This window comes from Burkholderia sp. Nafp2/4-1b (assembly GCF_003635165.1).
GTDB lineage: Bacteria > Pseudomonadota > Gammaproteobacteria > Burkholderiales > Burkholderiaceae > Burkholderia.
In genome coordinates this window covers 128,766-153,059 of the sequence record NZ_ML058600.1, presented here as the reverse complement: position 1 = coordinate 153,059, position 24,294 = coordinate 128,766, and the positions used below count along the sequence as shown (strand labels likewise).

General features: G+C 67.9%; 19 protein-coding genes. 8 read left to right on the top strand and 11 right to left on the bottom strand.

The features are described 5' to 3' along the window. Positions 1-25: 25 nt before the first annotated feature. The gene (locus C7H84_RS08585) at positions 26-1,303 is read left to right on the top strand and encodes an MFS transporter (protein WP_121858415.1); all 1,278 of its coding nucleotides are present in this window, start codon (positions 26-28) and stop codon (positions 1,301-1,303) included. A 147-nt stretch (positions 1,304-1,450) separates the two neighbouring features. Here the strand turns inward: C7H84_RS08585 and secF are convergent, their stop codons facing one another. The 5 genes from secF to queA form a co-directional block, all read right to left on the bottom strand. Continuing rightward, positions 1,451-2,401: a protein translocase subunit SecF gene (secF, locus tag C7H84_RS08580; protein ID WP_121858414.1), complete on the bottom strand. Its 951-nt coding sequence runs from the start codon at positions 2,399-2,401 to the stop codon at positions 1,451-1,453. A gap of 18 nt (positions 2,402-2,419) precedes the next feature. Then, a complete protein-coding gene (gene secD / locus C7H84_RS08575) occupies positions 2,420-4,441 on the bottom strand; it encodes a protein translocase subunit SecD (RefSeq protein WP_121858413.1) in 2,022 nt (673 codons plus the stop codon). Between the two features lie 106 nt (positions 4,442-4,547). Further along, on the bottom strand, positions 4,548-4,871 hold the full coding sequence (gene yajC / locus C7H84_RS08570) for a preprotein translocase subunit YajC (RefSeq protein WP_006476868.1): 324 nt from the start codon (positions 4,869-4,871) through the stop codon (positions 4,548-4,550). A gap of 243 nt (positions 4,872-5,114) precedes the next feature. Further along, positions 5,115-6,314: a tRNA guanosine(34) transglycosylase Tgt gene (gene tgt, locus C7H84_RS08565; protein WP_121858412.1), complete on the bottom strand. Its 1,200-nt coding sequence runs from the start codon at positions 6,312-6,314 to the stop codon at positions 5,115-5,117. Between the two features lie 178 nt (positions 6,315-6,492). Beyond that, entirely contained in the window at positions 6,493-7,560 is a 1,068-nt protein-coding gene (queA, locus tag C7H84_RS08560) for a tRNA preQ1(34) S-adenosylmethionine ribosyltransferase-isomerase QueA (RefSeq protein ID WP_121858411.1), read from the bottom strand. Between the two features lie 170 nt (positions 7,561-7,730). On the opposite strand from queA, the gene recG reads away from it, so the two are divergent. From recG to ubiA, 6 genes are all read left to right on the top strand, one after another. Further along, complete coding sequence (gene recG / locus C7H84_RS08555) at positions 7,731-10,076, top strand: ATP-dependent DNA helicase RecG (RefSeq protein ID WP_121858410.1); 2,346 nt, start codon at positions 7,731-7,733, stop codon at positions 10,074-10,076. Between the two features lie 137 nt (positions 10,077-10,213). Further along, positions 10,214-11,173, top strand: a complete 960-nt coding sequence (locus C7H84_RS08550) for a hydrogen peroxide-inducible genes activator (RefSeq protein WP_098549712.1) — start codon at positions 10,214-10,216, stop codon at positions 11,171-11,173. Between the two features lie 541 nt (positions 11,174-11,714). Continuing rightward, positions 11,715-13,901, top strand: coding sequence for a catalase/peroxidase HPI (gene katG, locus C7H84_RS08545; protein WP_121858409.1), 2,187 nt, complete (start codon positions 11,715-11,717; stop codon positions 13,899-13,901). Positions 13,902-14,022: 121 nt separating this feature from the next. Further along, on the top strand, positions 14,023-14,196 hold the full coding sequence (locus C7H84_RS36295) for a hypothetical protein (RefSeq protein WP_162999240.1): 174 nt from the start codon (positions 14,023-14,025) through the stop codon (positions 14,194-14,196). Between the two features lie 119 nt (positions 14,197-14,315). Then, entirely contained in the window at positions 14,316-14,804 is a 489-nt protein-coding gene (gene dpsA / locus C7H84_RS08540) for a non-specific DNA-binding protein DpsA (protein WP_121858408.1), read from the top strand. 338 nt (positions 14,805-15,142) lie between these two features. Beyond that, entirely contained in the window at positions 15,143-16,015 is an 873-nt protein-coding gene (gene ubiA, locus C7H84_RS08535) for a 4-hydroxybenzoate octaprenyltransferase (RefSeq protein WP_121858407.1), read from the top strand. Between the two features lie 115 nt (positions 16,016-16,130). On the opposite strand, the gene proC is transcribed toward ubiA, so the two are convergent. From proC to C7H84_RS08505, 6 genes are all read right to left on the bottom strand, one after another. After that, positions 16,131-16,943, bottom strand: a complete 813-nt coding sequence (proC, locus tag C7H84_RS08530) for a pyrroline-5-carboxylate reductase (protein ID WP_121858406.1) — start codon at positions 16,941-16,943, stop codon at positions 16,131-16,133. Between the two features lie 51 nt (positions 16,944-16,994). Continuing rightward, complete coding sequence (locus C7H84_RS08525; RefSeq protein ID WP_121858405.1) at positions 16,995-17,693, bottom strand: YggS family pyridoxal phosphate-dependent enzyme; 699 nt, start codon at positions 17,691-17,693, stop codon at positions 16,995-16,997. A gap of 152 nt (positions 17,694-17,845) precedes the next feature. After that, positions 17,846-19,072, bottom strand: coding sequence for a glycolate oxidase subunit GlcF (gene glcF / locus C7H84_RS08520; protein WP_121858404.1), 1,227 nt, complete (start codon positions 19,070-19,072; stop codon positions 17,846-17,848). A gap of 289 nt (positions 19,073-19,361) precedes the next feature. Further along, a complete protein-coding gene (gene glcE / locus C7H84_RS08515) occupies positions 19,362-20,450 on the bottom strand; it encodes a glycolate oxidase subunit GlcE (RefSeq protein WP_121858403.1) in 1,089 nt (362 codons plus the stop codon). A 180-nt stretch (positions 20,451-20,630) separates the two neighbouring features. Then, on the bottom strand, positions 20,631-22,124 hold the full coding sequence (locus tag C7H84_RS08510; RefSeq protein ID WP_121858402.1) for an FAD-linked oxidase C-terminal domain-containing protein: 1,494 nt from the start codon (positions 22,122-22,124) through the stop codon (positions 20,631-20,633). Positions 22,125-22,162: 38 nt separating this feature from the next. Beyond that, entirely contained in the window at positions 22,163-23,572 is a 1,410-nt protein-coding gene (locus C7H84_RS08505) for an FAD-linked oxidase C-terminal domain-containing protein (protein ID WP_121858401.1), read from the bottom strand. A gap of 140 nt (positions 23,573-23,712) precedes the next feature. On the opposite strand from C7H84_RS08505, the gene C7H84_RS08500 reads away from it, so the two are divergent. After that, positions 23,713-24,264: a cob(I)yrinic acid a,c-diamide adenosyltransferase gene (locus C7H84_RS08500; protein WP_121858400.1), complete on the top strand. Its 552-nt coding sequence runs from the start codon at positions 23,713-23,715 to the stop codon at positions 24,262-24,264. The last annotated feature ends 30 nt before the right edge of the window (positions 24,265-24,294 follow it).

Genomic DNA, 24,294 nt, shown 5'->3' with positions numbered 1-24,294 from the left:
ACGTATAACGACAAGGAGATCGCCGATGCATGCCGTCACGCAGTCCAGCTCCATTGCCCCGTCGCCGCGCGTGTGGCGCGCGGTGGTCGCCGCGTCGATCGGCAACGCGCTCGAGTGGTTCGACCTGGTCGTCTACGGGTTCTTCGCGGTGACGATCTCGAAGCTGTTCTTTCCGGCCGGCAACGACACCGTGTCGCTGCTGCTCACGCTCGGCACGTTCGGCGTGTCGTTCTTCATGCGCCCGCTCGGCGCGATCGTGCTCGGCGCGTATGCCGACCGCGCGGGCCGCAAGGCTGCGCTCACGCTGTCGATCCTGTTGATGATGGTCGGCACGCTGATCATCGCGGTGCTGCCGACCTACCAGACGATCGGCGTCGCCGCGCCGCTGATTCTCGTCGCCGCACGGCTGATGCAGGGCTTCTCGGCCGGCGGCGAATTCGGCAGCGCGACCGCGTTCCTCGCCGAGCACGTGCCGGGCCGGCGCGGCTTCTTCGCGAGCTGGCAGGTCGCGAGCCAGGGGCTCACGACGCTGCTCGCGGCCGGCTTCGGCACCGTGCTGAACGCGCAGCTCACGGCCGACCAGATGGCCGCGTGGGGCTGGCGCATCCCGTTCTTCTTCGGGTTGCTGCTCGGGCCGGTTGCGTACTACATCCGTTCGAAGGTCGACGAGACGCCCGAATTCCTCGCCGCCGAAAGCACCGCGAGCCCGTTGCGCGACACGTTCGCGTCGCACAAGGCGCGGCTCGTGGCCGCGATGGGCGTGGTGGTGCTCGGCACCGTCGCGACCTATCTCGTGCTGTTCATGCCGACCTACGGCGTGAAGCAGCTCGGCCTCGCGCCGTCGGCCGCGTTCGCGGCGATCCTCGTCGTCGGCGTGATCCAGATGGCGTTCGCGCCGCTCGTCGGCCACTGGTCGGATCGCTACGGCCGCGTGCGCGTGATGATCGCGCCGGCCATCGGCATTCTCGTGCTGATCTATCCGGCGTTCGCGTACCTGGTCGCGCATCCGGGCTTCGGCACGCTGATCGCGCTGCAGGTGCTGCTCGCGTTCCTGATGACCGGCTATTTCGCCGCGCTGCCCGGGCTGCTGTCCGAAGTGTTTCCGGTGCAGACGCGCACGACCGGCATGTCGCTCGCCTATAACGTCGCGGTGACGATCTTCGGCGGCTTCGGGCCGTTCATCATCGCGTGGCTGATCCGCGCGACCGGGCTGAAGACCGCGCCGAGCTTCTACCTGATGTTCGCGGCCGTGCTGAGCCTCGCGGCGCTGGTCGTGCTGCGGCGGCGGTTCGGGTTTCGGTGATCGGAGCGGGCGCCGCGGCGCGTCGGTGTGCGCCGCGCCCGCGCCGTCGCGCCGGGGGGAGGAGGGCGGTGCCCCGCTCATGAAAAAAGGCCGGCCCCCACGGGGGACCGGCCTTCGGAGCGGATATCCGCCGAAACGGCGCGGCGCTTAAACCTGCGCGCCTGCGTTCGGATCGTCCGGATCGTGCGCGCCCTTCTTTTCCTTGATCAGGTCTTCGCGCTTGATGCCGAGCCACATCGCGAGCGAACCCGCGACGAACACCGACGAGTAGATGCCGAACATGATGCCGACCGTCAGCGCGAGCGCGAAGTAGTGCAGCGTCGGGCCGCCGAAGAAGAACATCGACAGCACCATCATTTCCGTCGACGTGTGCGTGATGATCGTGCGCGACATCGTGGTCGTGATCGCGTGGTTGATCACCTCAGGCACGCTCATCCGGCGTTCGCGGCGGAACGTTTCGCGGATCCGGTCGAAGATGACGACAGACTCGTTGACCGAGTAGCCGAGCACCGCGAGGATCGCCGCGAGCACCGCCAGCGAGAACTCCCACTGGAAGAACGCGAAGAAGCCGAGAATGATCACGACGTCGTGCAGGTTCGCGATGATGCCGGCGACCGCGTACTTCCATTCGAAGCGGATCGACAGGTAGATCACGATGCCGATCACCACGCACGCGAGCGCGAGCAGGCCGTCGGTCGCGAGCTCGCGGCCCACCTGCGGGCCGACGAACTCGACGCGCTGCAGCGACACGTCGGGGCTTTGCGCCTTCAGCGCGGTCATCACCTGGTCGCTCTGCTGCGCGGACGTGAGGCCTTCCTTCAGCTGCAGGCGGATCAGCACGTTGCGCGACGTGCCGAAGTTCTGCACCTGCGCATCGGCGTAGCCGAGCTTGCCGAGCGTCGCGCGCACGGGTTCGAGCTGCGCGGCCTGCTGGTACTGGACCTCGATCACCGTACCGCCGGTGAATTCGACGGACAGGTGCAGCCCGCGGTGGAACAGGAAGAACACGGCGGCGAGGAACGTGACCAGCGAGATCACGTTGAACACCAGCGCGTGCCGCATGAACGGAATGTCTTTACGGATGCGGAAAAATTCCATGGCTTCGTCTCCGGGGCCTTATTGGGTCGAGCCCGGTTTCTTCGGCGACACGCCTTGCTGCGCGCGGTTGCGCAGTTGCGGCTTGCCGGCGCGCGGTGCGTTGCTCTTCGCGGGTGCGGCGAGCTTCGCGTCGCGCGCGGTGTCGGTCGATTCGTCGGCCGCGGCGAACGCCGCGCCGGCTGCGGCGCCTTCCGGCTTCCACACCTGGCCGATCGCGAGCGACTTCAGCTTCTTGCGGCCGCCGTACCAGAGGTTGACGAGCCCGCGCGAGAAGAACACGGCGGAGAACATCGACGTCAGGATGCCGAGGCAGTGCACGATCGCGAATGCGCGAACCGGGCCCGAGCCGAACGCGAGCAGCGCGAGGCCGGCGATCAGCGTCGTGACGTTCGAGTCGAGAATCGTCGCCCACGCATGCGCGTAGCCCGACTGGATCGCGAGCTGCGGCGGCTGGCCGGCGCGCAGTTCTTCACGCACGCGCTCGTTGATCAGCACGTTCGAGTCGATCGCCATGCCGAGCGCGAGCGCGATTGCCGCGATACCCGGCAGCGTGAGCGTTGCCTGCATCAGCGACAGCACCGCGACGAGCAGCAGCAGGTTCACCGACAGGCCGATCACCGAGATCACGCCGAACAGCATGTAGTACGCGATCATGAACACGGCGATCGCGCAGAAGCCCCAGATCACCGAGTGGACGCCCATCTTGATGTTGTCCGCGCCGAGGCTCGGGCCGATCGTGCGTTCCTCGATGATGTCCATGGGAGCTGCGAGCGAACCGGCGCGCAGCAGCAGCGCGAGGTCGGCCGCGGCCTGCGGCGTCGGCTGGCCCGTGATCTGGAAGCGGTCGCCGAGTTCGGACTGGATCGTCGCGACCGTCAGCACCTCGCCCTTGCCCTTCTCGAACAGCACCATCGCCATCGGCTTGCCGATGTTCTCGCGCGATACCGCGCGCACCGAGCGGCCACCCGCCGAGTCGAGGCGGATGTTGACCGACGGACGCTGGTGTTCGTCGAAGCCGGCCGATGCATCGATGATGCGGTCGCCGGTGAAGATCACTTCCTTCTTCAGCAGCACGGGCGCCTGGTTGCCCTGCGTGAACAGCTCCTCGCCCGGCGGGACGGGGTCGTTCGGGTTCGGGTGCGTGTTCAGCGGATCGGCGAGGCGCGCCTCGAGCGTCGCGGTACGGCCGATGATGTCCTTCGCCTTCGCGGTGTCCTGCACGCCCGGCAGTTCGACGACGATACGGTCGCTGCCTTGCTGCTGCAGGATCGGCTCGGACACGCCGAGTTCGTTCACGCGGTTGTGGAGGGTGGTCAGGTTCTGCTTGAGCGCGGCGTCCTCGACGGCCTTCTGCACGGCCGGCGTGAACGTGCCGACGACTTGCGTGCCGCCGCCGCCGGGCTGGGTCGCCCATTGCAGTTCGGTGACCGACGCGGCGAGCACCTTGCGCGCGTCTTCGGCCGTTTGCGCGTCGCTGAAGTTGACGACGACGGACTGATCGACGCGGCTCACGCCACCGTCGCGGATGTTCTTGTCACGCAGCAGCGAGCGCGCGTCGGAAGCGTCGGAGTCGAGCTTCTTCGTGAGCGCGCCCGTCATGTCGACCTGGAGCAGGAAGTGGACACCGCCGCGCAGGTCGAGGCCGAGATACATCGGCAGCGCGTGTAGTGCGGTCAGCCAGCGCGGCGACGCGCTCTGCAGGTTCAGTGCAACGACGTATTGCGGATCGTTCGGGTCGGCGTTCAGCGATTTCTGCAGCAGGTCCTTGACGCGCAGTTGCGTATCGGTGTCCTTCAGGCGCACGCGGATGTTCGCGTTGGACGCCGTGTTCTCGAAGGTGACGTCGTCCGGCTTGATCTGCGCGGACGCGAGCGCGGATTCGACCTGGGTCAGCGTGGTCGAGTCGAGCTTGACCGTGGCCTTGCCGCTCGACACCTGCACCGCCGGCGCTTCGCCGAAGAAGTTGGGCAATGTGTACAGAAAGCCGATGGCGAGCGCCACGACCATCACGACATATTTCCAGATTGGATAACGATTCATGAGGGGGCCGAACGGGTGGTTGGCGTGAAAGCGTCGCGTCCGGCGCCGCGGCGGCCCGCTCTCTCAGGCGGGCACGGCGCGGGAAGCCGGACGCTCGGTAAAAGCCTTACAGCGACTTGATCGTGCCCTTCGGCAGAATGGTCGTGACGGCGGCCTTCTGCACGGTGATTTCGGTGCCTTCGGCGATTTCGACGCCGATGTAGCCTTCGGTGACCTTCGTCACCTTGCCGACGAGGCCGCCGCTCGTGACGACTTCGTCGCCCTTCGCCATGGCCGCGAGCATGTTGCGGTGTTCCTTCTGGCGCTTCATCTGCGGACGAATCATGATGAAGTACAGCACCGCGAACATCAGGATGAGCGGCAGGAAGCTCATCAGGCTCGATTCGGCGCCACCGGCACCTTGCGCGAAGGCATTGGAAATGAACGGCACGTTGGTCTCTCCGTAGGGGAAGATCGAAAAATAAGCCGGTTATTCTACCACCGGCCCCATGCGCAAACGGCGCGGCAAATGCGCTTGCGGATCAAGCTGTTAAAGCGTGAACCGGCATCGTTGTAATGCGCGTGGAAAGGTGATTGTAATGTTTGGCGGCCACGACCGGTGTCGAGACCGCCAAATTTAGTACGCGTCCTATTCGACGCCCGCAGTGCGCGGGCGGGGCGGGCAGCGGCCCCGTCAGTCGACCCCTCTTGCCCGATCCTCCGCGAAGCGCTGGCGGAAGGCCTCGAACGTATGGGTCTCGATCGCGTCGCGGATCTCGCTCATCAGCTGCAGGTAGTAGTGCAGGTTGTGGATCGTGTTGAGCTGCGCGCCGAGGATTTCGCCGACGCGGTGCAGGTGGTGCAGGTAGCCGCGCGAGAAGTTCCGGCACGTGTAGCACGCGCAGCTCGCATCGAGCGGCTTCAGCGAGTTCTTGTGCGTCGCGTTGCGGATCTTCACGTCGCCGAAGCGCGTGAACAGCCAGCCGTTGCGCGCGTTGCGGGTCGGCATCACGCAGTCGAACATGTCGATGCCGTTCGAGACGCCCTCGACCAGGTCCTCCGGCGTGCCGACGCCCATCAGGTAGTGCGGCTTGTTGGCCGGCAGCTTCGGGCCGACGTGCCGCAGCACGCGCATCATGTCTTCCTTCGGTTCGCCGACCGACAGCCCGCCGATCGCGAGGCCGTGGAAGCCGAGCTCCGACAGGCCCGCGAGCGATTCGTCGCGCAGGTCCTCGAACATCCCGCCCTGGACGATCCCGAACAGCGCGTTCGGGTTGCCGAGCCGGTCGAACTCGTCGAGCGAACGCTTCGCCCAGCGCAGCGACATGCGCATCGAATCGGCCGCTTCCTTGTGCGTCGTCGGCACGCCGTTGGTCGCGTACGGCGTGCATTCGTCGAACTGCATCACGATGTCCGAGTTCAGCACCTTCTGAATCTGCATCGACACTTCCGGCGACAGGAACAGCTTGTCGCCGTTGATCGGCGACGCGAACGTGACGCCGTCCTCGGTGATCTTGCGCAGGTCGCCGAGCGAGAACACCTGGAAGCCGCCCGAATCGGTCAGGATCGGCTTGTTCCAGCCCATGAAGCCGTGCAGGCCGCCGTGCGCGTCGATCGTGTCGAGGCCCGGGCGCAGCCACAGGTGGAACGTGTTGCCGAGGATGATCTGGGCCTTGATCTCGTGCAGGTCGCGCGGCTGCATCGCCTTCACGGTGCCGTACGTGCCGACCGGCATGAAGATCGGCGTCTCGACCACGCCGTGGTTGAGCTTCACGCGGCCCCGGCGGGCGTGGCCGTCGGTCGTCAGCAGTTCGAATTCGAGCCCGTTCGCGGGGCGGTCCTGCACGGGGGCGTGCGTATCGGCGTGCGTATCGTGGGATGAACCTTCGGTCATCGCGTCATTCTCCTTGCCACCGGAAAACAGTCCGGCGCAGTTTTGAAACGCCGCCGGCAACCCGGCGGCGGTGAAAAGCAGTGCGCGCGAGCGTAGCGCGCGCAACGTGAAAGCGGGGCGCGGCGGCCGTGCAGTACGGCAGCCGTCGTCCGTGTAGCGCCAGCGGTGCTCGCCGCGCTTACGCGCGCGGCGCCTCCGGCGTGTCGCGCCGCGTGAGCAGCATCGCGTCGCCGTAGCTGAAGAAGCGGTAGCGTTCTTCGATCGCGTGCCGGTACGCGGCGCGGATCGTCTCGACGCCCGCGAACGCGGACACCAGCATCAGCAGCGTCGACTTCGGCAGGTGGAAGTTCGTGACGAGCCGGTCGACGACCCGGAAAGCGTAGCCGGGCGTGATGAAGATGTCGGTCTCGGCCTGCGTCGCGGCGAGCGGGCGGCCCGCTTCGTCGGCGCTGCGCGCCGCGGCTTCGAGCGCGCGCATCGACGTCGTGCCGACCGCGATCACGTTGCCGCCGCGTGCGCGGGTCGCGGCGATCTTGTCGACGAGCGACTGCGGCAGGTCGTACCACTCGCTGTGCATCTTGTGCTCGGCGATGTTCTCGACGCGCACCGGCTGGAACGTGCCGGCACCGACGTGCAGCGTCAGCGTCGCGCGCTCGACGCCCATCGCGTCGAGCTTCTCGAGCAGCGGCTGGTCGAAGTGCAGCCCGGCCGTGGGCGCGGCGACCGCGCCCGGATTGCTCGCATAGACCGTCTGGTAGCGCGTCTCGTCGTTCGCGTCGGCGTCGTGCTCGATGTATGGCGGCAGCGGCAGGCGGCCGTGCTGCTCGATCAGCGTGAGGCACGGCGCGGGGAAGTGCAGCGTGAAGAACGGCTCGACGCGCTCGCCGACCGTCACGTCGAATGCGTCGGCCAGGCGCAGCGTCGTGCCGGCGCCCGGCGACTTGCTCGCGCGGATCTGCGCGAGCGCCGTGTGCGTGCCGGTCACGCGCTCGATCAGCACCTCGATCTTGCCGCCGCTGGCCTTCTGGCCGAAGAACCGTGCCTTGAGCACCTTGGTATCGTTGAATACGAGCAGGTCGCCGGGGGCGATGCACGACGGCAGCTCGGCGAAACGGCGGTCGACGAGGCGCGCGGGTTCGACGGTGCGGTCGACCTCGAGCAGGCGGCTCGCGGTGCGGTCGGGCAGCGCCGTTTGAGCAATCAGCTCGGGCGGCAGATTGAAATCGAAATCGGAAAGCGTGAACATGCGGGCTGGTTCGAAACGGCCGGCGGGCGCCGCCGACACGGCGGAAACGCATGAATGGGGCGCGCGAGCCGCTATGATGGCGGGATGCGCGGCCTGGCCGGCGTCGTTCGTTCGGACGACGTGAAAGCCGCTATTGTACTTGCCTTGCGAAGAAGCACCCAGACGATCCAATGCCTGTGTCACCACGCCGTTCCTCCGCCGCCGTTGCCGATTCCGCCGATCCGTTCGACGCGGACGCCGCCGCATCGCCCGTGCCAGCCGAGCCGCCGCGCGGTGCGGCAGCGCGGCGCGCGGGCCCGAAGCGCGGCGCCGACGGGCGGCTCGCGCAACCGGCCGCCGCCGCGCCCGACGCCGCCGTGGCCGCGGGCGGCGACGAAGAGGGCGCAGCCGGGGCATCAGGTGCGCCGGGTGCATCGGCCGCGAAGCGCAACAAGAAGCCGGCCGCCGACAAACCGGTGAAGACGGCCGACAAGCTCGCGAAGCTCGGCCTCACGCGCTCGATCGATCTCGTGCTGCATCTGCCGATGCGCTACGAGGACGAAACCACGCTCACGCCGATCGGCGAACTGCTGCCCGGCGGCATCGCGCAGACCGAAGGCGTCGTGTTCGACAACGAGGTCGCGTACCGGCCGCGACGCCAGCTCGTCGTGAAGATCCAGGACGACGACGGCGAGCAGCTCGTGCTGCGCTTCCTCAATTTCTACGGGTCGCAGGTCAAGCAGATGGCCGTGGGCCAGCGGCTGCGCGTGCGCGGCGACGTGCGCGGCGGGTTCTTCGGGATGGAGATGGTGCATCCGGCCGTGCGCGTCGTCGAAGCCGATGCGCCGCTGCCGCAGGTACTCACGCCCGTCTACCCGAGCACGGCCGGCGTGTCGCAGGCATACCTGCGCAAGGCGATCGAGAACGCGGTCGAGCGCACGCCGCTGCCCGAGCTGCTGCCGCCTGAAATCGAGCGCGACTACCTGAAGCCGCTCAGCGTGCCGACGCTCGCGCAGGCCGTGCGGATCCTGCACCACCCGAGCGTCGATTCCGATGAAGCCGCGCTGATGGACGGCTCGCATCCGGCATGGACGCGCATCAAGTTCGAGGAACTGCTCGCGCAGCAGCTGTCGCTCAAGCGTGCGCACGAGGAGCGCCGCACGCGTGCGGCGCCCGCGATGCCGCGCCGCACCGCCGCCGATGCCGACGCGCTCACCACGCGCCTCTACGCGGCGCTGCCGTTCACGCTGACCGGCGCGCAGTCGCGCGTGGTCGACGAGATCGCGCACGACCTCACGCTCGCGCACCCGATGCAGCGGCTGCTGCAGGGCGACGTCGGCAGCGGCAAGACGGTCGTCGCCGCGCTGGCCGCGACGCAGGCGATCGACGCCGGCTACCAGGCCGCGCTGATGGCGCCGACCGAAATCCTCGCGGAGCAGCACGCGCGCAAGCTGCGCGCGTGGCTCGAACCGCTCGGCGTGTCGGTCGCGTGGCTCGCGGGCAGCCTGAAGGCGAAGGACAAGCGCGCGGCGATCGAGGCCGCGGCGCTCGGCACCGCGCAGCTCGTGATCGGCACGCACGCGATCATCCAGGACACGGTCGAATTCGCGCGGCTCGGCCTCGTGATCGTCGACGAGCAGCACCGCTTCGGCGTCGAGCAGCGGCTTGCGCTGCGTGCGAAGGCCGCGAACGCGGCCAACGGTGCGCGCGATTTCCAGCCGCACCAGCTGATGATGTCGGCCACGCCGATTCCGCGCACGCTCGCGATGACGTACTACGCGGATCTCGAGGTGTCGACGATCGACGAGCTGCCGCCCGGCCGCACGCCGGTGCTTACGCGCCTCGTCGGCGATGCGCGACGCGACGAGGTGATCGCGCGCGTGCGCGAGGCCGCGCTGACCGGCCGCCAGGTGTACTGGGTGTGCCCGCTGATCGAGGAGAGCGAGACGCTGCAGCTGCAGACGGCCGTCGAGACCTACGAGACGCTGGCCGCGGCGCTGCCCGAGCTGAAGGTCGGGCTCGTGCACGGGCGGCTGTCGCCGGCCGACAAGGCGGCCGTGATGGAAGCGTTCACGCGCAACGACGTGCAGCTGCTCGTCGCGACGACCGTGATCGAGGTCGGCGTGGACGTGCCGAACGCGTCGCTGATGGTGATCGAGCACGCGGAGCGCTTCGGCCTCGCGCAGCTGCACCAGTTGCGCGGCCGGGTCGGGCGCGGCACCGCCGCGTCGGTGTGCGTGCTGCTGTACACGGGCCCGTTGTCGCTCACCGGCCGGGAGCGGCTGAAGACGATGCGCGAGACCACCGACGGCTTCGAGATCGCGCGGCGCGACCTCGAGATCCGCGGCCCCGGCGAATTCCTCGGCGCGCGCCAGTCGGGCGCGGCGATGCTGCGCTTCGCGAACCTCGAGACCGACGGCTGGCTGATCGACCCGGCCCGCGACGCCGCGGCGCGACTGATCGACGCGTATCCCGACGTGGTCACACAGCATCTCGCGCGCTGGCTCGGGGCGCGGGAGCAGTATCTGAAGGCGTGATTCGTGCGCTCGGGGCCGGATTTAAAACGCCCGTTTCGGCGTTTATCCGCCTGGCCCCATGCAGAGAAACTTGGCGAACCGGTGCCAGTGGGTGTATAAATTAAACCTATCGCCTGTATATACCTGATTGACCCACAATGACCCTGACTGAATTGAAATACATCGTCGCGGTCGCGCGCGAACGGCACTTCGGTCGCGCGGCCGAAGCCTGCTTCGTGAGCCAGCCGACGCTGTCGGTGGCGATCAAGAAGCTGGAAGACGAGCTCAACGTGCAGATTTTCGAGCGCGGCGCGAGCGAAGTGAGCGTGACCCCGATCGGCGACCAGATCGTCACGCAGGCGCAGCGCGTGCTCGAGCAGACCTTCGCGATCAAGGAGATCGCGAAGCAGGGCAAGGATCCGCTCGTCGGCCCGTTCCGTCTCGGCGTGATCTATACGATCGGGCCGTACCTGCTGCCGACGCTCGTCAAGCAGATGATCCAGCGCGTGCCGCAGATGCCGCTGATGCTGCAGGAGAACTACACGCTCAAGCTGCTCGAACTGCTGAAGCAGGGCGAGATCGACGCCGCGATCATGGCGCTGCCGTTCCCCGAAACCGGTCTGATGGTGCGGCCGTTGTACGACGAGCCGTTCGTCGTCGCGCTGCCGGCCGGCCACCCGTGGGAGAAGCGCGAAGAGATCGACGCCGAAGACCTGAAGCAGGAAACCATGCTGCTGCTCGGCAACGGCCATTGTTTCCGCGATCACGTGCTTGGCGTGTGCCCGGAGCTGATGCGCTTCTCGCAGACGGCCGACGGCATCCAGAAGACTTTCGAGGGCTCGTCGCTCGAAACGATCCGCCATATGGTCGCGAGCGGCGTCGGCATCACGGTGCTGCCGCGGATGTCGGTCGCCGAGGTCGGCCCGCGCGCGAACGGGCCGGATGCCGAGCTGCTGTCGTACGTGCCGTTCAACGAACCGGTGCCCGACCGCCGCGTCGTGCTGGTGTGGCGCAAGAGCTTCACGCGGATGCCGGCGATCGACGCGATCAGCGAGGCGATCGCCGCGTGCGACCTGCCGGGCGTCGCGAAGCTCGACATGCCGGCGACGATGAACTGAGCCGCTTGCCGCGCGCGTGAAGAGGACCAGTAAACGGGGTCTTGCGACCCCGTTTATTTTTCCCTATTGAATAGATGAAATTTATCAAATTCAAATATTCGATAGATTTGCATAGAATCCTCTGCATGGATCGGCGCCTTCGGGAAAGTCCGATCTGCACGTTGAATGCAAGCGTCAAAGGAGGATGTCATGATGCGGTCGGTATTGCAGCACGCGCAGCGGAACATTCCGTCGCGCGATGAAGTCGTCAATCGTGCCAGGGCCGCGGCGCGCAGCCTGCGCCCGATTGCGTTCGCGTACCTGGCCGATCGTGTGTATGGCGGATGAGCGCCGCCGCACGCCGGTTCGGCGTTCCCCCGATTCACCCGCCGTCCAGCCGTGAGGGAGCAGCGCATGTCCGACATCCCGAAGCCCCCATCCAAAGCGGCGCCTGACACCGCATAGCACGACAGGATCACCCTGTTCCGTTTCATCCCCCCGCAATGCTCCACGAACCGCGCCCGGCAAGTGGGGGCCTACGAGCAACAAAGGAGAAAAAAGCATGTCGACCGAATCGAAATGTCCGTTCAACCATACGGCGGCCGGCGGCACGTCGAACAGGGACTGGTGGCCGAACCAGCTGAACCTGAACATCCTGCACCGGCACTCGGCGCTGTCCGATCCGATGGACAAGGATTTCGACTACGCGGAAGCATTCAACCAGCTCGACCTCGCGGCGGTGAAGCGCGACCTGCAGGCGCTGATGACGACGTCGCAGGACTGGTGGCCGGCCGACTTCGGTCACTACGGCAGCCTGTTCGTCCGGATGGCCTGGCACAGCGCCGGCACGTACCGGATCGCCGACGGCCGCGGCGGCGCGGGCGGCGGGCAGCAGCGCTTCGCACCGCTGAACAGCTGGCCCGACAACGGGAACCTCGACAAGGCGCGCCGGCTGCTGTGGCCGATCAAGCAGAAGTACGGCCGCAACATCTCGTGGGCCGACCTGATGATCCTGACCGGCAACGTCGCGCTCGAGTCGATGGGTTTCAAGACCTTCGGTTACGCGGGCGGCCGCGTCGACACGTGGGAACCGGACGACGTGTACTGGGGCTCGGAAAAGATCTGGCTGGAACTGAGCGGCGGCCCGAACAGCCGCTACTCGGGCGACCGTGATCTCGAGAACCCGCTCGCGGCCGTGCAGATGGGCCTCATCTACGTGAACCCGGAAGGCCCGGACGGCAACCCCGACCCGGTCGCGGCGGCACGCGACATCCGCGAGACGTTCGCCCGGATGGCGATGAACGACGAAGAGACGGTCGCGCTGATCGCCGGCGGTCACACCTTCGGCAAGACGCACGGCGCGGGCCCCGCAACGAGCGTCGGCCCGGAGCCGGAAGCGGCGGGCATCGAGCAGCAGGGTCTCGGCTGGAAGAGCACGTACGCATCGGGCAAGGGCCACGACGCGATCACGAGCGGCCTCGAAGTCACGTGGACGTCGACGCCGACGAAGTGGAGCAACGACTTCTTCAAGCACCTGTTCAGCTACGAATGGGAACTGACGAAGAGCCCGGCCGGCGCGCACCAGTGGGTCGCGAAGGATGCCGATGAAGTGATTCCGGATGCATTCGATGCTTCGAAGAAGCATCGCCCGACGATGCTGACGACCGACCTGTCGCTGCGTTTCGATCCGGCCTACGAGAAGATCTCGCGCCGTTTCTACGAGAACCCGGCCGAGTTCGCCGACGCGTTCGCCCGAGCGTGGTTCAAGCTCACGCACCGCGACATGGGGCCGCGGGCCCGGTATCTCGGCCCCGAAGTACCGGCCGAGCACCTGCTGTGGCAGGACCCGATCCCGGCCGTCGATCACCCGCTGATCGATGACGCGGACGTCGCCGCGCTGAAGGCGAAGATCCTCGCGACGGGGCTGAACGTGTCGCAGCTCGTGTCGACCGCATGGGCATCGGCGTCGACGTTCCGCGGCTCGGACAAGCGCGGCGGTGCGAACGGCGCGCGCGTTCGCCTGGCACCGCAGAAGGACTGGGAAGTGAACCAGCCGGCGGCGCTCGCGGCGGTGCTCGAGACGCTCGAAGGTGTGCAGAAGGCGTTCAACGACGCGCAAGCGAACGGCAAGAAGGTGTCGCTCGCCGACCTGATCGTGCTGGCCGGTGCGGCCGGTGTCGAGCAGGCCGCGAAGAGCGCGGGTGTCGCGGTGACGGTGCCGTTCGCACCGGGCCGGATGGATGCGTCGCAGGAGCAGACCGACGTCGACGCGATGGCCGTGCTCGAGCCGGTTGCGGACGGTTTCCGCAACTACCTGAAGCATGCGTACAAGACGCCGGCCGAGGCGCTGCTGGTCGACAAGGCCCAGCTGCTGACGCTGAACGGGCCGGAGCTGACGGTGCTCGTCGGTGGCCTGCGCGTGCTGGGTGCGAACGTCGGCGATTCGAAGCATGGCGTGTTCACCGAGCGTCCGGGCGTGCTGACCAACGACTTCTTCGTGAACCTGCTCGACATGGGCACGGAATGGAAGCCGGCGTCGGCCGCGAACGACGTGTTCGAAGGACGCGATCGTGCGACGGGCCAGGTCAAGTGGACCGGCACGCGCGTCGACCTGATCTTCGGTTCGCACTCGCAGCTGCGTGCGTTGGCCGAGGTGTACGGCAGCGCGGACGCGAACGAGAAGTTCGTGCGCGATTTCGTCGCGGCCTGGAACAAGGTGATGAACCTCGACCGCTTCGATCTCGCGTGAATGGCGTGAATCGCGTGCATGACGTGATGCGCTAGCGCGTCACGTTGCAACCTGAAACGGCCGGTCGCGCGACCGGCCGTTCGTTCTTCCGATCCAGGGTTTTGTCGAAGGAGTGACGACCATGACGCAAATGATGCTGAACATGCGCGCCGCATTCTCGGCGCCAGCGATGCGCTCGCCGGCCGAACTGGCACGGCGCATCGTCGGTTTCGCGATCGTCATCGGCGGGGCGGCCGAGCTCGCCGCGCAGACGCTGCACGCGCTCGCGCCGCTCGTGTCGGGCGCCGGCGGTTGAGCGCAGCAAAACGCTCGCCGCGCTAGACTGGCACGTCGCGAACGAATGCCGCGCGATGCGGCATGCGGATTGCTCGCGCATTTTCGCCGGTTCAACATTCCGAATGAGGAGTCTCGAAGATGGCCAAGAAAGGCAACGCCACGCAGATCAACATCGGCATCAGCGACAAGGACCGCAAGAAGATTGCGGACGGCCTGTCGCGCCTGCTCGCCGATACGTTTTCGCTGTATCTGAAGACCCACAACTTCCACTGGAACGTCACGGGTCCGATGTTCAACACGCTGCACCTGATGTTCGAAGAGCAGTACAACGAACTGTGGCTCGCGGTCGACTCGGTCGCCGAGCGCATTCGCACGCTGGGCGTCGTCGCGCCGGGCACGTTCGCGGATTTCGCGAAACTGTCGTCGGTACCGGAAGCGGACGGCGTGCCGGCGGCCGAAGAGATGATCCGCCAACTCGTCGAGGGGCACGAGACGGTCGTGCGCACCGCGCGCGAAATCTTCCCGATCGCCGATGCGGCGAGCGACGAGCCGACCGCCGACCTGCTCACGCAGCGTCTGCAGACGCATGAAAAGACCGCGTGGATGCTGCGGTCGCTGCTCGCGTAAAAGGCGCGGTCCAGCCGGTCGTGCGTCGTGCGGCCGGTATCAACCGGTATCAAGCGGAGATCGGCCGGGCGCTCGACCGGTGTTCGACTTCGAACGGGGTCCAGGTCGCCCGCGGCCGGATCGCATCGGCATTGCATCCGCATGAATCGCCGGCCGACGCGGGCCGCGCACCGCTCATGCATCTGTCCCCCGATCGACCCGCATCGGCCGTCCGCCCGCCTGCAGCGGGTCCGGCCGGCCGCCGTGCAGGCCACCGCACGCGGACCCGGGCCCTCCCGACATGACGGGAACCGCCGCTCGGCTCTAAAATGCCGGGATTCTGTTCCCGGTGCCACGCCATGCTTGCCCGCTTCCCCCTGTATCTGCGGCTCGTCCGGATGGACAAGCCGATCGGCAGCCTGCTGCTGCTCTGGCCGACGCTCAACGCACTGTGGATCGCGTCGGACGGTCATCCGCGCTGGCCGCTGCTCGTCATCTTCGTGCTCGGCACGCTGCTGATGCGCTCGGCCGGTTGCGCGATGAACGACTACGCGGACCGCGATTTCGACCGCCACGTGAAGCGCACGGCCGACCGGCCGTTGACGTCGGGCAAGATCCGCGCATGGGAAGCCGTGGCGATCGCGGTGGTGCTGTCGTTCATCGCGTTCCTGCTGATCCTGCCGCTCAATACGCTGACGAAAGAGCTGTCGGTCGTCGCGCTGTTCGTCGCCGGCTCGTATCCGTTCATGAAGCGTTTCTTCGCGATTCCGCAGGCGTACCTCGGCATCGCGTTCGGCTTCGGGATCCCGATGGCGTTCGCGGCCGTGCAGGACACGGTGCCGATGCTGGCTTGGGTGATGCTGATCGCGAACATCTTCTGGTCGGTTGCCTACGACACCGAATACGCGATGGTCGACCGCGACGACGACATCAAGATCGGCATTCGCACGTCCGCGCTGACGTTCGGCCGCTTCGACGTCGCGGCCGTGATGGCGTGCTATGCGGTGACGCTCGGCATCTACGTGTGGATCGGCGTGACGCTCGGCTTCGGGCTCGTGTACTGGGCCGGCTGGGCTGCAGCGGTCGGCTGCGCGCTGTATCACTACACGCTGATCAAGGATCGCGAGCGGATGCCGTGCTTCGCGGCGTTCCGGCACAACAACTGGCTCGGCGGCGCGCTGTTCGCGGGGATTGCCGCGCATTACCTGCTGGCCGGGTCCGCGGCCTACTGACTGTGCGCGAGCGCGTCGCCCCGACGCGCAATGCCAACAAAAAAGCGGCCTCGGCCGCTTTTTTGTTACCGATGCCGGGAGAGCCCCGGCCTGGGTCGCCACGCTTATGCCACGCTTATGCGCGGCCGAGCTCGTCGCCCATTTCCTTTGCGCGTGCCTCTGCCGCGAGCGCGCCGCGCACGATCGCCTCCTTCACGCCTTGCGCGTCGAACGACGCGAGCGCGGCGGCCGTCGTGCCGCCCTTCGACGTCACGCGCTCGCGCAGCACGCTCGCCGGTTCGCCCGATTGCGCGGCGAGCTGCGCGGCACCCGCGAACGTCGCGACCGCGAGCGCGCGGCCCTGTTCGTCGTTCATGCCGAGACGGCGCGCGGCTTCCTGCAGCGCTTCGATGAAATAGAACACGTACGCCGGGCCGCTGCCCGAAATCGCCGTGACCGCGTCGAGCTGCGCTTCGTCGTCGAACCAGACGATCTCGCCGACCGCGCCGAGCACGTTCGATGCGAGCTCGCGACCGGCAGCGTCGACGCCCGGCAGCGCGGCAAGGCCCGTCACGCCCATGCCGACCAGCGCCGGCGTGTTCGGCATCGTGCGCACGACGCGCGCGTAGTTGCCGAGCCAGCGCGCGAGATCGGTGCCGCGGATGCCGGCCGCGATGCTGATCACGAGCTGCGATTGCAGATGCGGGGCGAGCGCCTGCGCGACGTCCTTCAGCACTTGCGGCTTCACCGCGAGCACGATCGCGTCGTAGTCGGCGAGCGTCGCGTCGACGGCCGCGCCGGTGCGGATGCCGAATTGCTGCGCGGTGCGCGCGCGGGCGTCCTCGTTGACGTCGATGGCATACAGGCCGTCAGCGGCGACGCCGCGCTTGATCAGGCCGCCGATCAGTGCCGCGGCCATGTTGCCGCCGCCGATGAATGCGATTTTCATGATGTCCGATTGAGCAGGTAGGTGAACGGAAATGCGGAAAACGGGCGGCGCTCAGTGCGCATAGTCGCGCGCGCCGAAGATCGCGGTGCCGACGCGCACGATCGTCGCGCCTTCGAGCACCGCCGCTTCGAGATCGGCGGACATGCCCATCGACAGCGTGTCGAGCGGCAGGCCCTCGGCGCGCAATGCGTCGAACAGCGCGTGCAGCGCACGATGCGGCGCGCGTTGCGCGTCGGTATCGCCGGCCGGTTCGGGAATCGCCATCAGCCCGCGCAGGCGCAGCGTCGGCAGCGCGGCGACCGCGCGCGCGACGTCGGCCACGTCGGCCGGCGCGACGCCGCTCTTCGACGCCTCGCCGCTGATGTTCACCTGCACGCACACATTGAGCGGCGGCAGGTGCGCGGGGCGCTGTTCGGCGAGACGCTGCGCGATCTTCAGCCGGTCGACCGAATGGACCCAGTCGAAGCGTTCGGCGACCGCGCGCGTCTTGTTCGATTGCAGCGGGCCGATGAAATGCCATTCGAGCTCGGCGCGCAGATCGGCGAGCGCATCGATCTTGTCGATCGATTCCTGCACGTAGTTTTCGCCGAACGCGCGCTGTCCGGCCGCATGCGCGGCGCGCACGTCGTCGGCGGGAAACGTCTTCGACACGGCGAGCAGCGAGACGGTGGCGGGATCGCGGCCGGCCGCACGGGCGGCGTCGGCGATGCGGCGGTGGACGGAGTCGAGACGGGCGGCGAAATCGGACATGACGGGCACGGGAGCAGGCACGGAAGCGGGTACGGCGGCAAGTACGGTGAACGAATGGGGCGCCGGATGCGGGGCACCGGATGCGGCACGGCACGCGCCGCATCGATTCGCCCATTATACGGACGGGGCGCCGGCCAGGCCGCCCGTGCGCGTCAGCCGTACAGCAGATGCTCGACGAGCTGGATCCAGTGCGCGACCGGAATCTGCGTGCCGCTCTGCAGATGCGCGATGCAGCCGACGTTGCCCGACACGATCATCTGCGGCTCGAGCGCCTGCAGCTTCAGCAGCTTCTGCTTGCGCAGCCGGTACGACAGCGACGGCTGCGTCAGCGAATACGTGCCGGCCGACCCGCAGCACAGGTGGCTGTCGGCCGGCAGGCGCACGTCGATGCCGAGCGTCTCCAGCAGGCGCTCGACCTTGCCGCGCGACTGCTGGCCGTGCTGCAGCGTGCACGGCGGGTGGTACGCGACGGTATGGATGGCGCGGCGGCGCGCAAGAGTCGCGATCTCGGCCTCGAACGCGAGCAGCACGTCGGAGATGTCGCGCGTGAGCGCCACGATGCGCTGGGCCTTCTCCGCATAGGCCGGATCGTCGCGCAGCAGGTGCGCGTATTCGAGCACCGTCGCGCCGCAGCCCGATGCGTTCATCACGATCGCCTCGGCGCCTTGCTCGACATACGGCCACCACGCGTCGATGTTGCGGCGCGCGTCGGCGAGCGCTTCGTCGTGATAGTTCAGGTGCAGGCGGATCGCGCCGCAGCAGCCGGCGTCGGGTGCGACGACCGTCTCGATGCCGAGCGCATCGAGCACGCGCGCGGTCGCGATGTTGATGTTCGGGAGCATCGACGGCTGCACGCAGCCGCCGAGCATCAGCATCTTGCGCGGATGCGTGCGCTGCGGCCATTCGAGCAGCCGCGTGCGCGGCGGCACCTTGTCGCGCAGCCGTTTCGGCAGCAGCGGCCGCACGTGCTGGCCGAGCCGCATGACGGGCGAGAACAGCGCCGCGTTCGGCACGACGCTCGCGAGCACGCGGCGCATGAGCCGCTGCTGCGCGGGGCGTTCGACCTGCGCCTCGACGTGCTTGCGGCCGATCTCGACGAGCCGGCCGTACTGGACCCCCGACGGGCACGTCGTCTCGCAGCTGCGGCAGGTGAGGCAGCGGTCCAGGTGCTGCTGCGTGCTGCGCGTGACGGGCGCGCCTTCGACCATCTGCTTGATCAGGTAGATACGGCCGCGCGGGCCGTCGAGTTCGTCGCCGAGGAGCTGGTAGGTCGGGCACGTCGCGGTGCAGAAGCCGCAATGCACGCACTTGCGCAGGATCGCGTCGGCCTCGTCGCCGTCGGGCGTGTTGCGGATGAAATCGGCGAGATTCGTTTGCATCAGCTTAGGGTCTGTTTACATATGGAACGCGCATGCGTTGCCACGAGAACGGCCGCTCGCGAGGCGCGGGACGCCGCGAATACTGACGTATTCGCAAGGAGCGCAACGCGGCGAGCGGCCGTTCTCGTGGCAACCCCAAATTTAAAAAAACATGTCACGGGAATGCCCGAAATCGCCCGTATGGCGGCGTCGCTCGTCGCTTGTTTGGCTCGGCCAAACGGCGCTCCTTACTTCTTGCCCTACGAGCGATTTCGGGCATTCGCATGTGCGTTCCATATGTAAACAGACCCTAAAGATCGGGGTAAAGCCGGCCGCGATTGAAGATGCGTGCGGGATCGAACGCACTCTTCAGCCCACGGTGAATCTTCATCAGCGGTGCGGGCAGCGGCGTGAACACGCCCGCGCTGCGGTCGTAGGTGTCACCCGCGCGGAACAGCGTCGCATGGCCGCCGGCCTGCTTCGCGCTCATGCGCACCGTCTGCGCATCGGCGTCGGTGATCCACCAGCGCTGCGCGCCGCCCCATTCCATCAGTTGCGTGCCGGGCAGGTGCATCGGTTCGGTGATCGACGGCAGCGACAGGCGCCACAGCGCATAGCCGGGCGGGATGCCGTTGAAGAACGGGTCGGTATGCTCGCGCAGGCCGGCCCAGAAGCGCTCGGCCTCGACCGCGTCGACGACTTCGCCGCCGAGCAGTGTCTTCGCCGATTTCACGGCGGCCTCGGCGCCCGACAGCCGCAGCACGAGCGTGCCGTTGCGCCAGCCGCTCGCGCTGACAGGCAGCGGATGGCCGCCCCATTCGTTGAGCTTGCGCACCGCGTCGGTCGCGGTCATCTCGAACTTCAGCGTGACTTCGGCGACCGGCACCGGCAGCACCTTGATCGACAGGTCGAGCATCAGCCCGAGCGTGCCGAGCGCGCCGGCCATCAGCCGTGCCACGTCGTAGCCGGCGACGTTCTTCACGACCTGGCCGCCGAAGCGCAGCATTTCGCCGCGCCCGTTCATCAGCGTGACGCCGAGCACGAAATCGCGCGGCGCGCCGCAGGTCGCGCGGCGCGGGCCCGCGAGGCCGGCCGCGACGCAGCCGCCGACGGTGGCCGCGCGGCCGAAGTGGGGCGGCTCGAACGGCAGCATCTGGCCGCACTCGGCGAGCACGGCTTCAAGCTGTGCGAGCGGCGTGCCGGCGCGCACCGTGACGACGAGTTCGGCCGGGTCGTACGACACGACGCCCTGAAACGCGCGCGTGTCGAGTATTTCGCCGTCCAGCGCCTGGCCGTACCAGTCCTTGGTGCCGCCGCCGCGAATCCGCAGCGGCCGGCCGTCGGCACTGGCGGCGCGGACGCGTTCGGCCCATCCGGCGACGATGTCGTCCTCTTCCATGTTCTGTTGCTGCCTCGTTGTTGTCCGGTCGATTGTACCGGGGTGGCACGAATCCACATCGCGACTATCCCTAAGCCCCGTATCGCGAACGCATGCAGGCGCCACCGCGCGCGCGGCCGGCGCGGCCAGGACGGAGCGCCGCGGCCCGCGCGGCGGCACGGCCCGCGCGCCGCGCGCCGCTCAGAAGCGCGGCAGGTCGGGGTGCGGCAGCAGCCCCCCGCGCACGTGCTGGCGGCCGTATTCCGCGCAGCGCGCGCGGGTCGGGATGCCCTTGTCGGGATTGAGCAGCCCGGCCGGATCGAATGCGCGCTTGACCGCGAAGAACGCGTCGCGCTCCTGCGGCGAGAACTGTACGCACATCGAATTGAGCTTTTCGATGCCGACGCCGTGCTCGCCCGTCACGCTGCCGCCGAATTCCACGCAGCATTCGAGGATTTCCGCGCCGAACTGCTCGGCGCGGTGCAGCTCGTCCGGATCGTTCGCGTTGTAGAGGATCAACGGATGCATGTTGCCGTCACCGGCATGGAACACATTGATGCAGCGCAACCCGTAGCGCGTCTCGAGCTGCTCGATGCGCGCGAGCAGCGGGCCGATCGCGCGGCGCGGCACGGTGCCGTCCATGCAGTAGTAGTCGGCGGAAATGCGCCCGGCGGCCGGAAACGCATTCTTGCGGCCCGACCAGAAGCGCAGCCGCTCGCTTTCGTTGCGCGACACCTGGATGCGCGTCGCGCCGTGCTCGCGCAGCACGGCCGTCATCCGGACGATTTCTTCCGCGACTTCTTCCGGCGTGCCGTCCGATTCGCACAGCAGGATCGCCTTCGCATCGAGGTCGTAGCCAGCGTGCGTGAACGCCTCGACGGCCTGCGTGGCCGGCTTGTCCATCATCTCGAGTCCGGCCGGGATGATGCCCGACGCGATGATCGCGGCCACCGCCTCGCCGCCCTTCACGACGTCGTCGAAGCTCGCCATCACGAGCTGCGCGGTCTGCGGTTTCGGGATCAGCCTGACCGTCACCTCGGTGACGATCGCGAACATCCCTTCGCTGCCGATCATCACCGCGAGCAGGTCGAGGCCTGGCGTGTCGAGGCCGAGCGAGCCGAACTCGACGATTTCGCCGTCGATCGTGACGGCGCGCACGCGCATCACGTTGTGCACGGTCAGCCCGTATTTCAGGCAGTGGACGCCGCCGGAATTTTCCGCGACGTTGCCGCCGATCGTGCACGCGATCTGCGACGACGGATCGGGTGCGTAGTAGAGCCCGTAAGGCGCGGCGGCTTCCGAGATCGCGAGGTTGCGCACGCCGGGCTGCACGGTGGCCGTGCGGGCGTACGAATCGACCTCGACGATGCGCGTGAAGCGCGCGAGCGACAGCACGACGCCGTTCGTGATCGGCAGCGCGCCGCCGGACAGGCTCGTGCCGGCGCCGCGCGGCACGATCGGCACTTCCATGCGGCGGCAGATCTGCACGACCCGCTGCACCTGCGATTCGGTTTCGGGCAGCGCGACCGCGAGCGGCAGCCGGCGGTACGCGGACAGGCCGTCGCATTCGTACGGCGCGGTGTCTTCGTCGCGGAACAGCAGGCAATGGGTCGGCAGCACGGCCATCAGCGCCTGCACGACTTCGCGCTGGCGCTGAGCGCGCGTCGCGCTCGACAGTTCGACGGAAGCGTTCATTCGGTCTCCTGCGTGCGGCGCGTCATCGCGCCGCCGGGTCAGCACGTGAAGATCTTGCCGGGATTCATCAGGTTGCGCGGATCGAGCGCGAGCTTGATCGCGCGCATCGCGTCGATCGCATTGTCGCCGTGCTCTTTCGGCAGGAAGCGCATCTTGTGCAGCCCGACGCCATGTTCGCCGGTGCAGGTGCCGCCCAGGCGCAGCGCGCGCTCGACGATCCGGTCGTTGATGCGCTCGGCTTCGTCGAGTTCCTCGGGCTTGTCGGGATCGATCAGGATCGCGACGTGGAAATTGCCGTCGCCGACGTGGCCGACGATCGGGCAGGGCAGCGACGACGCGCGCAGGTCGACTTCGGTCTCCTCGACGCACGCGGCGAGCTGCGAGATCGGCACGCATACGTCGGTCGTCACCGCGCGGCAGCCGGGCTTCAGCTGCAGCATCGCGAAATACGCGTTGTGGCGCGCGGCCCAGAGCCGCGTGCGATCCTCAGGGCGGGTCGCCCATTCGAAACCCTGGCCGTTGTTCTGGCCCGCGAGCGTCTGTACGAGCTCGGCCTGTTCCTTCACGCCGGCTTCGGTGCCGTGGAATTCGAAGAACAGCGTCGGCGCCTCGGCGAGCGTCAGGTTCGAGTGGCGGTTGATCGAGCGCACGGCGAGGGCGTCGACGAATTCGACCCGCGCGATCGGCACGCCGATCTGGATCGTCTCGATCACGGTGCGCACCGCGTCGCCCATCGACGGGAACGTGCAGATCGCGGCCGACACCGCTTCGGGCAGTGGATGCAGCCGCAGCGTGATCTCGGTGATCACGCCGAGCGTGCCTTCGGAGCCGACGAACAGGCGCGTCAGGTCGTAGCCGGCCGACGACTTGCGCGCACGCGAGCCGGTTTTCACGACGCGGCCGTCGGCGAGCACGGCCGTCAGGCCGAGCACGTTCTCGCGCATCGTGCCGTAGCGCACGGCGTTGGTGCCCGACGCGCGGGTCGCGGTCATCCCGCCGATGCTCGCGTCGGCGCCCGGATCGATCGGGAAGAACAGGCCGGTGTCGCGCAGCGCTTCGTTGAGCGCCTTGCGGGTGATGCCCGGTTCGACCGTGACGGTCAGGTCTTCCGCGTTGATCGACAGCACGCGGTTCATTTCCGACAGGTCGAGCGACACGCCGCCGCGCACCGCGAGCAGGTGGCCTTCGAGCGACGAGCCGGCGCCATACGGGATCAGCGGTACGCTGTAGAGCGCGCACAGCGACACGACTTCGCGGATTTCGTCGGCATTGTGCGCGAACACGACCACGTCGGGCAGCTGCGGATCGAACGGCGATTCGTCGCGGCCGTGATGGGCGCGGACGGCGTCGGCCGTCGACACGCGCTCGCCGAAGGCGGCGCGCAGCGCATCGAGCATGGCCGGGGGGAGGGGGCGGCGCGTGGCGGCCGGCGTGTCGGGGTGATTCACGAATGTCTCCTGACGGCTGCTTGTCGATCTGTCGGCTCATTCTACGCTGCAACGCCTGCTGCGGCGCCCGCCGCGGGCTGCGATAATCGCGTTCCAACGCAACCGGGTCGCATCGCGGCCGCGCACGAGAGGACATTCGCATGGGCAACCGCTTGAGCAAGATCGCCACGCGCACCGGCGACGACGGCACCACCGGCCTCGGCGACGGCCGGCGCGTCGGCAAGGACGACGCGCGGATCGCCGCGATCGGCGACGTCGACGAACTGAACTCGACCCTCGGCGTGCTGCTCGCCGAGCCGCTGCCGGACGACGTGCGCACCGCGCTCGTCACGATCCAGCACGACCTGTTCGATCTGGGCGGCGAGCTGTGCATTCCCGGCCATACGGTGATCGACGACACGCACCTCGCGCGCCTCGACCAGTGGCTCGCCGATTACAACGCAACGCTGCCGCCGCTGAAGGAGTTCATCCTGCCGGCTGGCTCGCGCGCGGCGTCGCTCGCGCACGTGTGCCGCACGGTGTGCCGCCGCGCGGAGCGCGCGATCGTCGCGCTGGGCCGCACCGACACGCTCAATGATGCGCCGCGGCGTTACGTGAACCGGCTGTCGGATCTGCTGTTCGTGCTGGCGCGCGTGCTGAACCGCGCGGATGGCGGCGCGGACGTGCTGTGGGAGCGCGGGCGCGTTCGCTGACGCCGGTCTCGCTTTTCCGCGCTGCGACAA

What these genes read in the sequence shown, in the direction of transcription:
- C7H84_RS08585 (WP_121858415.1), top strand. Translation starts at nt 26, where the DNA reads ATGCATGCCGTCACGCAGTCCAGCTCCATTGCCCCGTCGCCGCGCGTG.
- secF (WP_121858414.1), bottom strand. Translation starts at nt 2,401, where the DNA reads ATGGAATTTTTCCGCATCCGTAAAGACATTCCGTTCATGCGGCACGCG.
- secD (WP_121858413.1), bottom strand. Translation starts at nt 4,441, where the DNA reads ATGAATCGTTATCCAATCTGGAAATATGTCGTGATGGTCGTGGCGCTC.
- tgt (WP_121858412.1), bottom strand. Translation starts at nt 6,314, where the DNA reads ATGACCGAAGGTTCATCCCACGATACGCACGCCGATACGCACGCCCCC.
- queA (WP_121858411.1), bottom strand. Translation starts at nt 7,560, where the DNA reads ATGTTCACGCTTTCCGATTTCGATTTCAATCTGCCGCCCGAGCTGATT.
- recG (WP_121858410.1), top strand. Translation starts at nt 7,731, where the DNA reads ATGCCTGTGTCACCACGCCGTTCCTCCGCCGCCGTTGCCGATTCCGCC.
- C7H84_RS08550 (WP_098549712.1), top strand. Translation starts at nt 10,214, where the DNA reads ATGACCCTGACTGAATTGAAATACATCGTCGCGGTCGCGCGCGAACGG.
- katG (WP_121858409.1), top strand. Translation starts at nt 11,715, where the DNA reads ATGTCGACCGAATCGAAATGTCCGTTCAACCATACGGCGGCCGGCGGC.
- C7H84_RS36295 (WP_162999240.1), top strand. Translation starts at nt 14,023, where the DNA reads ATGACGCAAATGATGCTGAACATGCGCGCCGCATTCTCGGCGCCAGCG.
- dpsA (WP_121858408.1), top strand. Translation starts at nt 14,316, where the DNA reads ATGGCCAAGAAAGGCAACGCCACGCAGATCAACATCGGCATCAGCGAC.
- ubiA (WP_121858407.1), top strand. Translation starts at nt 15,143, where the DNA reads ATGCTTGCCCGCTTCCCCCTGTATCTGCGGCTCGTCCGGATGGACAAG.
- proC (WP_121858406.1), bottom strand. Translation starts at nt 16,943, where the DNA reads ATGAAAATCGCATTCATCGGCGGCGGCAACATGGCCGCGGCACTGATC.
- C7H84_RS08525 (WP_121858405.1), bottom strand. Translation starts at nt 17,693, where the DNA reads ATGTCCGATTTCGCCGCCCGTCTCGACTCCGTCCACCGCCGCATCGCC.
- glcF (WP_121858404.1), bottom strand. Translation starts at nt 19,072, where the DNA reads ATGCAAACGAATCTCGCCGATTTCATCCGCAACACGCCCGACGGCGAC.
- glcE (WP_121858403.1), bottom strand. Translation starts at nt 20,450, where the DNA reads ATGGAAGAGGACGACATCGTCGCCGGATGGGCCGAACGCGTCCGCGCC.
- C7H84_RS08510 (WP_121858402.1), bottom strand. Translation starts at nt 22,124, where the DNA reads ATGAACGCTTCCGTCGAACTGTCGAGCGCGACGCGCGCTCAGCGCCAG.
- C7H84_RS08500 (WP_121858400.1), top strand. Translation starts at nt 23,713, where the DNA reads ATGGGCAACCGCTTGAGCAAGATCGCCACGCGCACCGGCGACGACGGC.